The following is a 14,125-nucleotide window of genomic DNA, read 5'->3' as shown; positions in this document are numbered from 1 at the left end:
GGCCGGTGCTGGGACGGTTCGTTCGGTGGTGCGGCGCCGACCCGGTGAGTGAGACGCATCTGCGCGACACCGACGACGGTTTCGATCTGCTGCTGCGTGAATCCACGGATGCGGACGCGATCGTCGTCGTCGGCGCGACCGGCGGTGGTGCCGCCGATCAATTGCGCGGCGCACTGGCCCGCGCCGGGGCGCACGTCGCCGTCGAACGGGTCCGGTGCAAGCCGGGCGGGTCCCAGGTCGCGGCGGTGCTTCCGGACGGCCGGGCGGTACTGGGATTGCCCGGCAATCCCGTCGCGGCGGTCTCGACGCTGCTGGTGATTCTGCCCGCGGTGATCGACGGCCGTACCTGCCGCACTCCGTCGGTGCCGTGGACCGCACCGCTCGCGAACGCCTCCGACGTGGTCGGCGATGTGACCCGGCTGCTGCCCGCACGACAACGCGCCGATGGAACATGGCTGTGCGACAACACGATCAGGACCGCGCATCTCGCCGGGCTGATCGGCCGGCAGGCGATCGCGTTGGTTCCGCCCGGTGCCACCGACGGCGATCTCGTCGAGATCCTGCCGCTGCCCCGGATGTGATCGGCGGCCGTGGCTCGAGCGGTGTGCACTATTGGCGGCCCTGGCCGCCCAAAAGGCACACCGGGGCCAGCCGCGTACCCTCCCGGTAGCGCTGGGCGACGAGATCGACGATGCCGTCGGTGACGCCGAGCGGCGCGGCCACCCCGTCGGCTCCCGCATCGGCGAGACGAGCGTGGAACAGACCGTCCGCGAGCAGATAGGACGCGATGAACACCCTGCGGGCCCCCTGCGCCCGCAAGGTGGCCACGACTTCGGGCACCCGAGGCGACCCGGTCGCGACGTAGGCGATGCGCACCGTGGTGCGCACCAGCGAGGACAGCATGCGGGCGGCGGCGCGCACATCGCGCAGGGCCCGCGGATCGGACGAACCTGCCGCGGCGAGGACCACCGCGTCACCGGGACGCCACCCCGCGGTGTCGAGTCGCCGCACCAGCACCCGCGCGAGGATCGGATCGGGGCCGAGGGCGCGGGTCACCGACACCGAGGTGTGTCCGCTCGCCGCGACCTCCTGCGGGACGTCGCTGTGCACGTGGTAGCCGGACGCGAGGAACGCGGGTACCAGCACGGTCGGGCGGGCCGAGTCGCGCAGGACCTCCGCGGGGGACGGTCCGAGCACGTCGACGAACGCGACACGGGTGGGTCCGACCCGGTCGGAAACGGCGTCGGCGAGCGAGGCGATCATGTCGACTCCACGCGGATTGCGGGTGCCGTGCGCGACGAGCAACAACTGTGGTCTGGACATGGTCGACTGCGGCATCACAGCACATCCTCCGGCTCGACGGCGAGGCGATAACCCCGCTTGACGACGGTCTGCACGATCGTGGGTGCACCGAGCGACGAGCGCAGTCGCGCCACCGCGGTCTCGACGGCGTGGGTGTCTCCCCCACCGCCGGGCAGGGCAGCGAGCAGTTCTTCGCGCGCGACGACCCGTCCGGGACGGGACGCGAGCGTGCGGAGCAGGGCCATTCCCGCCGGGGCGAGGCAGCGCTTGTCGTCGTCGACGATGACGCACCGGCCGCGCATGCCCAGCACATGCCCGCCTGCCGTGATCCGTACGGCACGGCGGGGCAGTTCTTCGGCGAGGTGCCGGGCCAGGGAACCGAGCCGGGCCCGGGCCGGCATGGTGACCGGCACTTCGAGTTCGACGAGCGGCGCCGCCGTGACCGGGCCGACACACACCGCGGTCACCCCGGTGCGCAACGCACGCAGCATCAGTTCGAGCATTCCGGTCTGCTTGGCCCGCATCAGCATCGACGCGACCGCCGGTGCGCTGGTGAAGCTGACCGCGTCGATCCCGTAGTCGGCGATCTGCTCGATGAGCCGGTCCAACGTGGTCGGATCATCGGGTGGGGTCCACCGATAGACGGGAATCTCGACGACGTCCGCGCCGGCGGCGCGCAGTTCCTCACACAGATCGGCGCCGGGTTCCCACTCGGTGCGTTCGCCGTGCAACTGCACCGCGATGCGCAGCCCGTCGACGCCTTCCGCCAGCAGATGTGTCAGCACCTCCGCCGACGACTCCGACGCGGGCGACCACTCCTCACGCAGTTCGGCGGCGCGGATCGCACCGGTCACCTTGGGGCCGCGTGCCAGGATCCGGCTCGCGGCGAGCGCGCCGGTGAGTTCCTCGGACAGGCCCCAGCCCTCGGCCGCGCCGACCCAGCCGCGGAACCCGATCGCCGTGGTGGCGACGGTGATGTCCGGCGGCGTCGCGATGACGTCGCGGGTGGCGCGCTCGAGTTCGGCGTCGTCGGCGAGCGGAATGATGCGGATCGCCGGGGCGAGCACGACCTCCGCGCCCCGCCGGGTGAGCAGTGTCGCGAATTCCTCCGCGCGGCGCGACGCGGTCACGCCGATGGTGAATCCCCGCAACGGCTCGGTGCCGTCGCTCACGAAAGCACACCGGTGTCGCCCGGTGCCCGCTTGCTGTGGATCTGCACCACGCCGGCCCACACCCGTACGTCGTACACGGGCAGCGACGCATCCGGGTTGTCGAGGCAGCGACCGTCGTTGAGCGAGAACACCTGCTTGAGCAGCGGGGATGCGATGGTCGGTTCCCCGGAACGGTCGCCGACAAGTCCCCGCGACATCACCGCGGCGTTCCCGAACGGATCCATGTTGCCGACCGCTCGCAGCGTGCCGTCGTCGAGGAGGAACAGGGCCACCTGCTCACCTCCGCGCAGGAGCACTGCGACTCCGCAGCCGGGTACGAGCCGACTGAGCGGGCATGCCGACGTCCATTCCAGGCGTCCGTCGAACACGCTGTCGCGCGTCGTTCCGCCTGCACCCTGAGTGTCGGTGACGGTCATTGGTCCTCCCTCGAAAAGTACTGCTGAAATCATCCGGGTCCGGTGTTTCCGGCCGGTTACCCGGAGATTCCCGGCCGGTAAGCGGGCATGCCGACCAGGACCGGGACCTTACGCCTACCGGAATCGTCGAACTGGACTGTCGGGTCGGCCTCGTCGGGGGCGTTCACGAACGAGACGAACCGGGCGAGCTTCTCGGGGTCCTCGAGCACGCCGGCCCATTCGTCGCGGTAGCCCTCGACGTGCTTGGCCATCGTGGCCTCGAGTTCGGCGGCGATACCGAGGCTGTCTTCGCACACGACGTCGCGAAGGTGGTCGAGACCACCGTCCATCGCGTCGAGCCACGGCGCGGTCCGCTGTAGCCGGTCCGCGGTGCGGATGTAGAACATCAGGAACCGGTCGATGTATTTGACGAGAGTGTCGTCGTCGAGTCCACCGGCGAGCAGCACCGCGTGTTTGGGCGATTGGCCGCCGTTGCCGCAGACGTACAGGTTCCAGCCGCTCTCGGTGGCGATGATTCCGACGTCCTTGCCGCGGGCCTCGGCGCATTCACGGGCGCATCCGGACACACCGAACTTGATCTTGTGGGGTGAGCGCAGGCCGCGATAGCGCATTTCCAGGTCGACGGCCATCCCCACCGAATCCTGCACCCCGTACCGGCACCACGTCGAACCGACGCAACTCTTCACCGTGCGCAGCGACTTTCCGTACGCCTGACCGGATTCCATGCCTGCGTCGACGAGTCGCTGCCAGATCAACGGCAACTGCTCGACTCGCGCGCCGAACATGTCGATCCGCTGGCCGCCGGTCATCTTCACGTACAGGCCGAAGTCGCGGGCCACCTCACCGATCACGATGAGCTGCTCGGGGGTGCATTCCCCGCCGGGCATCCGCGGCACCACCGAATAGGTGCCGTTCTTCTGGATGTTCGCGAGGAAGTGGTCGTTGGTGTCCTGCAGACCGGCCTGCTGGCGGTGCAGGATGTGATCCGAATCGGTGGAGGCGAGGATCGAGGCGACCACCGGCTTGCAGATGTCGCAGCCGGTTCCCTTGCCGTACTTGGAAATCAGTGCCGAGAACGTCCGGGTTCCGGTGGCCCGGACGATCTCGAACAGTTCCGCGCGGGACTGCTCGAAGTGCTCACACAGCGCCTTGCTGAGCACGACACCGGACGAGGCGAGGAGTTGCTTGATGGTCGGGAGGCAGCCACCGCAGGTGGTGCCCGCGTTGGTGCACGCCTTGATCTGGGCGATATCGCACGCACCGCCTGCGATCGCACCGCAGATCGCACCCTTGGTGACGCCGTTGCACGAGCACACCTCGGCGTCGTCGGGCAGTGATCCCGCACCCGGCTTCTCACCGGCCGGGGAGATCAGCGCCGCAGGGTCGCCGGGCAGTTCACGTCCGACGAGCGGGCGCAGCGAACCGTACGCGGACGCATCGCCGACGAGGATGCCACCGAGGAGGATCTTCGCGTCGTCGGAGACGACGAGCTTGGCGTAGGTTCCCTTCGCCGCGTCGGACAGCACGACCTCGAGCGCGCCCGGCGAGGCGGCATGTGCGTCACCGAAACTGGCGACGTCGACACCGAGCAACTTGAGCTTCGTGGACAGGTCGGCGCCGGGGAACTCGGCGTCGCCGTCGAGCAACCGATCCACGACGACCTCGGCCGTGCTGTAGCCGGGAGCGACCAACCCGTAGCAGGTGCCGTCGACGGCGGCGCACTCACCGATCGCATAGACGGTGTCGTCGGTGACACTGCGGCACGCGAGGTCGGTGAGGATGCCGCCGCGGGCGCCGACCTCGAGGCCGATGTCACGGGCGATCCGGTCCTGCGGCCGGACACCCGCGGAGAACACCAGCACGGCGGCGTCGATGGTGGTGCCGTCGGACAGTTCGACCTGCAGACCGTCGGGTCCCTCGGCGATCGCGGAGGTGCCGACCCCGGTGTGCACGGTCAGACCGAGATCGGTCACCAGTCGGGCGAGGACGTTTCCGCCGCCCTCGTCGACCTGCAACGGCATCAGCCGCGGCGCGAACTCGACGACGTGCGGCGTCATCCCCATGAGTTTGAGAGCATTGGCGGCCTCGAGGCCGAGCAGGCCACCACCGACGACGACACCGACGGCACCGGGGCCGGCAGCGTCGGCGGCTGCCCGGATTCCGTCGAGGTCGTCGAGGGTGCGGTAGACGAACGTGCCGGGCAGGTCCTTGCCGGGGATCGGCGGCACGAACGGGTACGAGCCGGTGGCCAGTACCAGCGCGTCGTATCCGATGACCTCGCCGGTGTCGGTGGTGACGGTGCGGGCGTCGCGGTCCACCGACGCCGCACGGGTCCCGAGCCGCAGATCGACGAGGCCGTCACCGTCGTAGGTGTTGCCGGCGAGCGCGAGTTCCTTCGGATCCCACGAGCCGACGTACGAGGACAATCCGACGCGGTCGTAGGCGGGCTGCGTCTCCTCGCTCAGCACCGTCACCGACCACACGTCGTGCTCGTCACGGGCACGCAGCGCTTCGACGAAGCGGTGTCCGACCATTCCGTGTCCGACGACGACAACGTTCTTGCGGCTCATGGGATTTCGCTTTCTCTCGTGCAGGGTGAATCGGTGCCGGAATGCGGCGTCAGACGACGGGGACCGTAGGACGGTCCGTCTCGGTGTTCTCGGTGTTCTCGGTGTTCTCGGTGTTCTCGGTGTTCTCAGTGATGTCGGCGGTGTCGGTGGCGGGCACAGTGCGCGGAGTCCGCAGGAACACCAGCCAGGTGACCGCGATGCACACCAGGTAGAAGCCGCCGAAGACCCAGAAGGCCATCGTCGCGGACTTCGCCTCACCGGCGTAGGAGGCGCGGAGCACCAGGTTGATGCCGACCCCGCCGAGTCCGCCGACCGCACCGGCGAATCCGATGAGCGCACCGGACATGGTGCGCGACCACGCGGCCTTCGCGGCCCGGTCGAGACCGTCCAACCCCTGCGCCTTGGCCTCGAAAATCGACGGGATCATCTTGTATACCGAACCGTTGCCCAGGCCGGACAGCAGGAACAGTGCGATGAACCCGAGGACGTACGCGACCATGATGCCGCCGCTCGGAGCGCCGGCAGCCGCGTCGTCGAGGACACCGGCGACGATGAGGACACCCGCAGCCAACGCCATCGCGGCGAACGTGACCATCGTGATGCGACCACCACCGACACGGTCGGCGAGTTTGCCGCCGATCGGACGGGAGATCGAACCGAGCAGCGGCCCGATGAACGCGATCTGCGCGGCGTGCAGCGCGGCCTGTGCCGGTGTGTCACCACCGGCGAGGAAGTTGATCTGCAACACCTGACCGAACGCGAAACTGAAGCCGATGAACGAACCGAACGTGCCGATGTAGAGGAAGGACACGACCCACGAGTCACGGAACTTCAGGGCGGCGCCCATCGCCCGCAGGTCTGCCTTCTGGCCGCCGATGTTGTCCATGAACAGGGCCGCACCGACCGCTGCGACACCACACAACACCAGGTAGACGGCGCACACGATCCACGGTTCGGTGTTGCCGACCGTGGCGATGACGAGCAGGCCGATGAGCTGAACAACCGGGACACCGATGTTGCCGCCGCCGGCGTTGAGTCCGAGCGCCCACCCCTTCAGTCGTTGCGGGTAGAAGGCGTTGATGTTGGTCATCGACGAGGCGAAGTTGCCACCACCGACACCGGCGATCGCGGCGACCAGCAGGAAAGTGCTGTACGAATGCCCGGGATTGAGCATCAAGTACAGCGTCGCGACCAGCGGCACCAGCAGCACCAGCGCGCTGAAGATCGTCCAGTTGCGACCGCCGAAACGCGCCGTCGCGACGGTGTACGGGATGCGCAGAAGGGAGCCGACCAGCGTCGGCACCGCAACGAGGAAGAATTTGCCCGCGGCGTCGATGCCGAAGACATCGGTGGGCATGAACAAGACCATGACCGACCAGATGGACCACACCGAGAAGCCGACGTGCTCGGCAACGACCGACCAGATCAGATTCCGCTTCGCGATGGTCTTGTTGCCGGACTCCCACGCCTGAACGTCCTCGGCGTCCCAGTGCTCGATGTTGTGCTTACGCGCGAATTTCGCTCGCAGCGTTTCATTTTCGACTGCCACAGTCACCTTGCCCACCCCGCTTCCGATTCGTGTTGAACCCAAGGTAGGAAGCGGGTGTTGCCGCGGTGCTGCCCGCGATGACCGCCGCGTCAAGAGATCCTCACGCCAAGGCAGCGCACCCCGTGAGGTGCGGCCACGGGCCGTGTGACCTGCAGTTCGTCACCCATAGGCTGCGCCGACGACCGCGTGTGGAGTGGCTTACAGCAGCAGCCGCACCAGATCCGAGGTGTGCGCCAGTCCAGGAAACGCCTCCTCGGTCGAACGCGGATGCAACGCATGCACGGCGAGGCGGAACATCACCGCCCGCAACAGCATCTGCGGCCAATCCGGCAGGTCGTCCCAGCGTCCGAGTAGCGCGTCGTCGGCGCCGCCCCACGACAGCGCATCGACAACCGCGACGGCCGCCGCCCACGTCGCCGGCCGCCAGTACGGGGTGATGTCGGTCAGCCCGGGCGCGGCCCGACCGGCGAACAGGACGGTCCCGAACAGGTCGCCGTGCACCAACTGGTCCGGCAGGTGCACCGGCTTACGGAAGGTCGCGAGCTGATTGATGAGATCGAGGCTCGTCCGCCCGTCCGGCGTGGTGGCCTCCGGGGCTCCGGCGGCGCGAGCCGACCGCAACGGCACGGTCTCCCAGGCCGCGCGATCCGCGGCGACGAACACATCGACATCGGCCCACGGCGCGACCGGCGGCTGCATGAGAAATCGGGGCCGCTCGAGTTTCGCGGTCGCGGTGTGCAGGCGCAGCGACAACGACACCACCTCGTCGTGCCGCGGTTCGGACGTGCCGACGATGTACGTGTCCGCACGCCACCCCGACACGACATACCGGCCGTCGGTGGAACGAACCGGACGAGCCAGACGCAGCCCGTCGACGCTGAGCGTTTCGCGGACCTTGGCAGACCACGCCGCGCGGGCATGATCCGCCACCGGCGAGAGCACCACGTCTCCGCATCGCCAGCCACCGTCCCAGTCCGAACCTAGCGGTACCGACTCGGCATCGCGGAGGCCGAACGTGGAGCGCACGTGCTGCGGGGGTTCGAGTGAACTCACGACGCTCACGGTACCGCCGTGCACCGTGCGATCAGGGAAGGCACTCCGTTGTCGATGATCACAGTGTTGTCGACGAGCGCAGTGTTGTCGACGAGCGCAGCATCCAACCGGCACCGCGCGGTCCGGTCAGCACACGGCAACGTCCCGGCAGGGTCAGTACAGCGGCAGGGTCGGGTCGACCTGCTGTGCCCACGCCACGATACCGCCCTGCAGGTGGGTCGCGTCCGCGAACCCGGCCCGCCCGAGCGCGGCGAGCACCTCCGCGGACCGGACACCGGTCTTGCAGTACGCGACGATCGGAACGTTCTGCGGAAGCTCCGCGAGTGCCGCACCGGACAGGATGCGGTCCTTCGGAATCAATCGGGCACCATCGATGTGCACGATGTCCCATTCGACGGGCTCACGAACGTCGATGAGGGCGACATCGCGGTCGGATTCGAGAATTTTGCTCAATTCCGTTGCAGTGACCGAGGATTCGGATACCACAGACATACCCTCATCGGAAACCGTGCCGCAGAACTCGTCGTAGTCGATCAATTCGGTGACCGGAACCCGCCCGGGATCACGACGCAGCGTGACCGTACGAAACGTCATCGACAGTGCGTCGTAGATCATCAGCCGGCCCAGCAAGGTGTCGCCGATCCCAGTGATGAGTTTGATCGCTTCCGTCGCCATGATACAGCCGACGGTGCCGGGCAGCACACCGAGAACGCCGCCCTCGGCGCAGGACGGCACCATGCCAGGCGGCGGCGCTTCCGGATACAGATCGCGATAATTCAGGCCCACCCCGCCGGGTGCGTCCTCCCAGAACACCGACACCTGGCCCTCGAACCTGAAGATCGACCCCCACACATAGGGCTTCCCGGCAAGGACCGCGGCATCGTTGACGAGGTAGCGGGTCGCGAAGTTGTCGGTACCGTCCACGATGAGGTCGTAGTCGCGAAACAAGTCGACAGCGTTCGAGGCGTCCAGACGCACCGGATGCAGGCGGACGTCGACGGTGACATTGACGCCGGCGACGGCCTCTCGTGCGCTCTCTCCCTTCGGCCGGCCGACATCGGCCTGACCGTGGATGATCTGACGCTGCAGGTTGGAGCTCTCGACCTCATCGAACTCGACGATGCCGATCGTGCCGACGCCGGCGGCGGCAAGATACAGCAGGGCCGGAGAGCCGAGTCCACCCGCGCCGATGAACAGCACCTTCGCGTTCCGCAATCGCTTCTGCCCGGTGACCCCGACATTCGGGATGATCAGGTGCCTGCTGTAGCGCGCCACGTCCTCGCGAGTCAGTTCGGCGGCGGGTTCCACCAGCGGTGGTAATGCGGTCACGACAGGCTCCTCGGCGCGCTCGGCGGTACGTCCCTCATTGTCCACGCGGGATGTCCACGCGGGAACTCAGCCCCGGGGAAACGGCCACGGGTTGAATCGGCAGATCAGCCCGTCGGCAGGCACGACTCCGCCGGGGTCGACGCGTGCGATGTCGTCGTTGGCAATCCCGAACGTCTGCTGCATCATGATCGGCGCGAGACCACCCTGACTCCGGCACGGTTCATGTCCGGCGAACCCGATGGCGTGACCGACCTCGTGATTGATCAGGTACTGACGGTAGGAACCGATGTCGCCCTGGAATGCGACGGCGCCGCGCACCCACCGGACCTCGTTGAGCAACACCCGGTCGATCCCGGGGTTGTAACACGATCCTTCGAGCGGAATGTCGAAGCCACAGTACTGCCGGATACTCATCTGCGACGTGAGCGAGACCCGGAAATCGGGTTCACCGCCGTCGATGCGACGAAACGCGAAGTCGGGGTTGGTCGTCCAACTCTTCGGGTTGGCAAGGGTTTCGTCGACCATCCGTCCGAATGCGGCTTCACCGCCGTAGCCGGTCGCATCCACTCCGTCCTCGACCTCGACGGTATAGGTGAAGACCTGTCGCGCGCCGGCGCCGACCTGTTCGCTACTGCCCGACACCAGATGCCACGTGCCTGCACCGGTCACCGTGAACGGCCCGCCGTCGGGAACGGCACCCGGTCCGACACCGGCGGGGAACAACCCGTCCGGCTGCGGTATCTCGCCCGCGAGCGCACCGCCCGCACCGTCCGCGGCGACCGGTTCGTCGGGCTGCGGCGTCGGCACCGCGCGCACGGCGTCCCACCCGACGAACACGGTGACGGCAACGAGGACGGGGATCGCGTATGCCCGCCAGCCGTAGGTCGCGACGAAGCGACCCACCCGCGACTGCTTACGGGTGTCACGCTCCGGCCGCGGCCTGCGGGAGGTCCGCTCGCCACCAACCGGGTCCCACTGTGCGCGTAGCGGCTGGTGCGACTGTGCGCGTAGCGGCTGGTGTGACGCCCGGTTCGGTGGTTCCCCGGATTCCCGCTGCGGCGTCTGCGGTGTACCGGCTGCACTGCCGGCGGCTCGCGATCCTCCTCGGTCGGTCACGGCTGCCAGAATGTCACACCGTGCACAGGCGTCGGTGAAGTCGCTCCGGTACCCGGCCTTCGGCACGGAACGCGGGGATACTCGGCGGTAGGGCGGCACACACCGGCACGACACTCTGCCTGTAATCTGCAAGGACGATCGACGTCGGCAGTGGCGCCCGTCACCGGGCAATCCGTCACCGCAGGCGACTGTGCAGATTTGGGAGCGACATGACCGAACTCGCCGACCGCACGTCCGGCCGGGGCAACCGCTCGGGCAACGGAGTCAAGCGCGGCGCACGCATGCCCCGCGACGAACGTCGGGCTCAGCTTCTCGCCGCAGCGAGTGAGGTCTTCGTGACGCGGGGCTACCACGCCGCGGGAATGGACGAGATCGCGGAATGCGCCGGAGTCAGCAAACCGGTGCTCTACCAGCATTTCCCCGGCAAACTCGAGTTGTACTGTGCGGTGCTGCAGAGTTACGTCGACATCCTCATCGCGAGCGTCCGCCAAGCCCTTCGATCGACGACCGACAACCGACAGCGAGTACGCGCCGCAGTTCAGGCGTACTTCGACTTCGTCGACAACGACTCCCAGGGCTTCCGGCTGGTCTTCGAATCCGACCTGATGGGTGAACCTCAGGTCGCGCACCGCGTCGAGCAAGCCACCGAGGCGTGTGTCGACGCAGTGTTCGATCTGGTCAGCCACGATTCGGGACTCGACCCGTATCGGGCGCGCATCCTGGCGGTCGGGCTCGTCGGCACCAGCCAGTTCACCGCGAGGTACTGGCTGGAGGCGGCACGGCCGATCCCGAAAGAAGACGCGGTCGACACGACCGTCGCTCTGGCCTGGGCCGGTCTCAAACACGTGCCGCTGCAGCCGGAGTTGCGACTGCGCTAGACGGGCTGGAACCAACGAAAGGGCCGGGGACTCGTCCCCGGCCCTTTCGTTCGTACCGACTCGACCGATCAGCCGGCCGCGAACCCGACCTTGCGAATGTCGGCTGGGCCGATCTCCACGTAGGTGATGCGCGAGGCCTGGACGAGGAGCTTGCGTCCCTTCTCGTCGACGAGCGCGAACACACCATCCTTGCCACCGGCCAGGGCAGTGGTCACCAGCGCCTCGACCTCGTCGGGCGTCTGGTCGCTGACCACGGTGAGTTCGCGCGGGCTGTCCGCGACACCGATCTTGACCTCCACGGTGGACCTCCGAAATCTCAGGGCTCTACAGCTGTCTCCGTCAGGTTAGTGCAGTCCGAGCACTGCCATCCGTTTGGCGTGCTCGACCTGCATCCGGTCGAACAGCGCGGCGATGTTCGTCAGGTCCCCGGTCGCGGAAATGACCAGGTCGGCGAGGTCTTCCCGCTGCGCCATCACATACTGGGCCTGGGTGATGGCCTCACCGAGCAGTCTGCGCCCCCACAGCATCAACCGATCCTTGTCGAGGCTGCTCCGCTCGACCGCGGCACGCACCTCGTGGACCACGAATTCCGAATGCCCGGTCTCGGCGAGCACCTCGCGGACAACCGACGCAACCTCGGGTGCCAACGTGTCGGCGATCTCGCGGTAGAAGTCCGCGGCGATACCGTCGCCGACGTGCGCTTTGACCATCGATTCGAGCCAGGTCGACGGTGTGGTGCAGGCGTGATAGGCGTCGAGCGACCGGCGGAACGGTTCCATCGAGGCATAGATTTCCACCCCGCGGGCCTCCAGCGCCGCGTGCAACGTCTCGAAATGACTCATCTCGGCGGCAGCCATGCTCGCGAGCGCGACCCGACCGCGCAGAGTCGGGGACAACTTCGCGTCCTCGGCCAGACGATAGAAGGCGGAAATCTCGCCGTATGCGAGGACCGCGAACAGTTCCGCTACCCCCGGATGATCGGCCGGAACCTGCGCCTGAGCGAGGATCGGATCGGGTACGGCTGCGGACGACGACGTTTCGGCTCCCATGACGACAAAGCTTAGTACTGCACGGTCCTGATTGCCGGAACCGGTACAATGGGCTTGGAAGACTGCGCTTCGAGCTGTTGAACACGGCCCGCAGTCCTCAACGATGATGTGCGCGCACCCGACGCCGATCGCGCTCGCGCCTCGCCGAGCTCACCGAAAACGCTCGCGCTGAGGCGCTGATCCGGTCGCCTTCTCGACCTCGTGCGTGCGTGCCGAGACCAGGAAGGCCAGACCCCTGAGCAAGATCACTGTCGACCACGAAGACGATGCCACCGAAAGCACCGTATCCGCACAACTCGACTCCACCCACGTCGCACCCACCTTCGGTGAGCTCGGCGTGCGCGACGAAATCGTTCGCGCCCTCGCCGAGCACGGCATCGAACGCACCTTCGCCATCCAGGAACTCACCCTCCCGCTGGCGCTCGCCGGCGACGACCTCATCGGTCAAGCCCGCACCGGCATGGGCAAGACCTTCGGCTTCGGCGTACCGCTGCTGCATCGTGTCACCACCGCGGAATCCGGAACCACCGCGCTCGACGGCACTCCGCGCGCCCTCGTGATCGTCCCCACCCGCGAACTGTGCATCCAGGTCACCGGCGACCTCGAGAATGCGTCGAAGTACCTTCCCGGCAGCGGCAAGAAGGGCCTCGAAGTCCTCGCGATCTACGGCGGACGCCCCTACGAACAGCAGATCGAGCAACTGAAGAAGGGCGTCGACGTCATCGTCGGCACGCCCGGTCGCCTGCTCGACCTCGCGAACCAGGGCCACCTGATCCTCGGCAAAATCGGGGTGCTCGTCATGGACGAGGCCGACGAGATGCTCGACCTCGGATTCCTCCCCGACATCGAGCGCATTCTGAACATGGTCCCCGACCGCCGTCAGACCATGCTGTTCTCCGCGACCATGCCCGGCCCGATCATCACCCTCGCCCGCACGTTCCTGACGCAGCCGACGCACATCCGCGCCGAAGAACCCGAATCCTCGGCGGTGCACGAGCGCACCGACCAGCTCGTCTACCGCGCCCATGCACTCGACAAGGCAGAACTCGTCGCCCGCGTGCTCCAAGCCGAGGGCCGCGGAGCGACGATGATCTTCACCCGCACCAAACGCACCGCACAGAAGGTCGCGGACGACCTGATCGAACGGGGATTCGCGTGTGGCGCCGTGCACGGTGACCTCGGCCAGATCGCCCGTGAGAAGGCGCTCGACAAGTTCCGCAGCGGCAAGATCGATGTGCTGGTGGCCACCGACGTCGCCGCCCGCGGCATCGACATCGACGACGTCACCCACGTCGTCAACTACCAGTGCCCCGAAGACGAAAAAACCTACGTCCACCGCATCGGCCGTACCGGTCGCGCCGGACGCACGGGTACCGCCATCACGCTCGTCGACTGGGACGACGTGCCGCGCTGGGAACTCATCGACAAGGCCCTGAACCTGGGGATGGCGGAGCCGGTCGAGACGTACTCGAGCTCGCCGCACCTGTTCGAGGACCTGAACATCCCCGAGGGTGTGACCGGAACGGTCCGCAAGGCACGCGCCGAAGCAACCGGCGAAGCAGCCGGTAGCGAAGCTCGCCGGGAACGCCCGAAGCGCGCGGGCACACGGGTGCGCCGTCGTACCCGCGGCGGCCAGTCCGTCGCGGCGGACGCCGGCTCACCGGACACCGATTCCCAGGACGCTTCTGCTC

Annotated in this window: 13 protein-coding genes; 3 read left to right on the top strand and 10 right to left on the bottom strand. The window is 67.7% G+C overall.

Annotated elements, in window-relative coordinates; genetic code table 11:
• Positions 1-581: molybdopterin-binding protein (locus WAX14_RS11870; protein ID WP_422628263.1), on the top strand; the 581-nt coding region annotated here is incomplete at its 5' end.
• A 28-nt stretch (positions 582-609) separates the two neighbouring features.
• Here WAX14_RS11870 and WAX14_RS11865 read toward each other — a convergent pair.
• The 8 genes from WAX14_RS11865 to WAX14_RS11830 form a co-directional block, all read right to left on the bottom strand.
• Positions 610-1,323, bottom strand: coding sequence for a sirohydrochlorin chelatase (locus WAX14_RS11865; RefSeq protein ID WP_422628264.1), 714 nt, complete (start codon positions 1,321-1,323; stop codon positions 610-612).
• Positions 1,324-1,337: 14 nt separating this feature from the next.
• A complete protein-coding gene (locus WAX14_RS11860; protein WP_422628262.1) occupies positions 1,338-2,474 on the bottom strand; it encodes a uroporphyrinogen-III synthase in 1,137 nt (378 codons plus the stop codon).
• Positions 2,471-2,890, bottom strand: a complete 420-nt coding sequence (gene nirD, locus WAX14_RS11855; protein WP_422628261.1) for a nitrite reductase small subunit NirD — start codon at positions 2,888-2,890, stop codon at positions 2,471-2,473. Before nirD ends, WAX14_RS11860 begins: the two co-directional genes overlap by 4 nt.
• 56 nt (positions 2,891-2,946) lie before the next feature.
• Positions 2,947-5,460 carry a nitrite reductase large subunit NirB gene (gene nirB / locus WAX14_RS11850; protein ID WP_422628260.1) on the bottom strand — a complete coding sequence of 838 codons (2,514 nt, stop codon included), beginning with the start codon at positions 5,458-5,460 and terminating at the stop codon, positions 2,947-2,949.
• Positions 5,461-5,509: 49 nt separating this feature from the next.
• A complete protein-coding gene (locus WAX14_RS11845; protein ID WP_422628259.1) occupies positions 5,510-7,015 on the bottom strand; it encodes a nitrate/nitrite transporter in 1,506 nt (501 codons plus the stop codon).
• A 192-nt stretch (positions 7,016-7,207) separates the two neighbouring features.
• A complete protein-coding gene (locus WAX14_RS11840) occupies positions 7,208-8,062 on the bottom strand; it encodes a TIGR02569 family protein (protein ID WP_422628258.1) in 855 nt (284 codons plus the stop codon).
• Between the two features lie 153 nt (positions 8,063-8,215).
• Positions 8,216-9,391, bottom strand: a complete 1,176-nt coding sequence (moeZ, locus tag WAX14_RS11835; protein ID WP_422628257.1) for an adenylyltransferase/sulfurtransferase MoeZ — start codon at positions 9,389-9,391, stop codon at positions 8,216-8,218.
• A 66-nt stretch (positions 9,392-9,457) separates the two neighbouring features.
• Positions 9,458-10,507 (bottom strand): DUF3152 domain-containing protein, encoded by a 1,050-nt coding sequence (locus tag WAX14_RS11830; RefSeq protein WP_422628256.1) that lies wholly within the window; start codon positions 10,505-10,507, stop codon positions 9,458-9,460.
• A gap of 209 nt (positions 10,508-10,716) precedes the next feature.
• Between WAX14_RS11830 and WAX14_RS11825 the strand changes: the two genes are divergently transcribed.
• Positions 10,717-11,385 carry a TetR/AcrR family transcriptional regulator gene (locus WAX14_RS11825; RefSeq protein WP_422628255.1) on the top strand — a complete coding sequence of 223 codons (669 nt, stop codon included), beginning with the start codon at positions 10,717-10,719 and terminating at the stop codon, positions 11,383-11,385.
• A gap of 68 nt (positions 11,386-11,453) precedes the next feature.
• Here the strand turns inward: WAX14_RS11825 and WAX14_RS11820 are convergent, their stop codons facing one another.
• Entirely contained in the window at positions 11,454-11,684 is a 231-nt protein-coding gene (locus tag WAX14_RS11820; protein ID WP_422628254.1) for a DUF3107 domain-containing protein, read from the bottom strand.
• Between the two features lie 45 nt (positions 11,685-11,729).
• A complete protein-coding gene (locus tag WAX14_RS11815) occupies positions 11,730-12,434 on the bottom strand; it encodes a ferritin-like fold-containing protein (RefSeq protein WP_422628253.1) in 705 nt (234 codons plus the stop codon).
• Between the two features lie 205 nt (positions 12,435-12,639).
• Here WAX14_RS11815 and WAX14_RS11810 point away from each other — a divergent pair.
• The coding region (locus tag WAX14_RS11810; protein WP_422628252.1) for a DEAD/DEAH box helicase at positions 12,640-14,125 on the top strand (1,486 nt) is incomplete at its 3' end.

Origin of the sequence: Rhodococcus sp. (in: high G+C Gram-positive bacteria) (assembly GCF_049299235.1) — a bacterium.
Taxonomy (GTDB): Bacteria; Actinomycetota; Actinomycetes; order Mycobacteriales; family Mycobacteriaceae; genus Rhodococcus.
The sequence above is the reverse complement of the archived record's forward strand: the minus strand, read 5'-3'. Positions and strand labels throughout refer to the sequence as shown.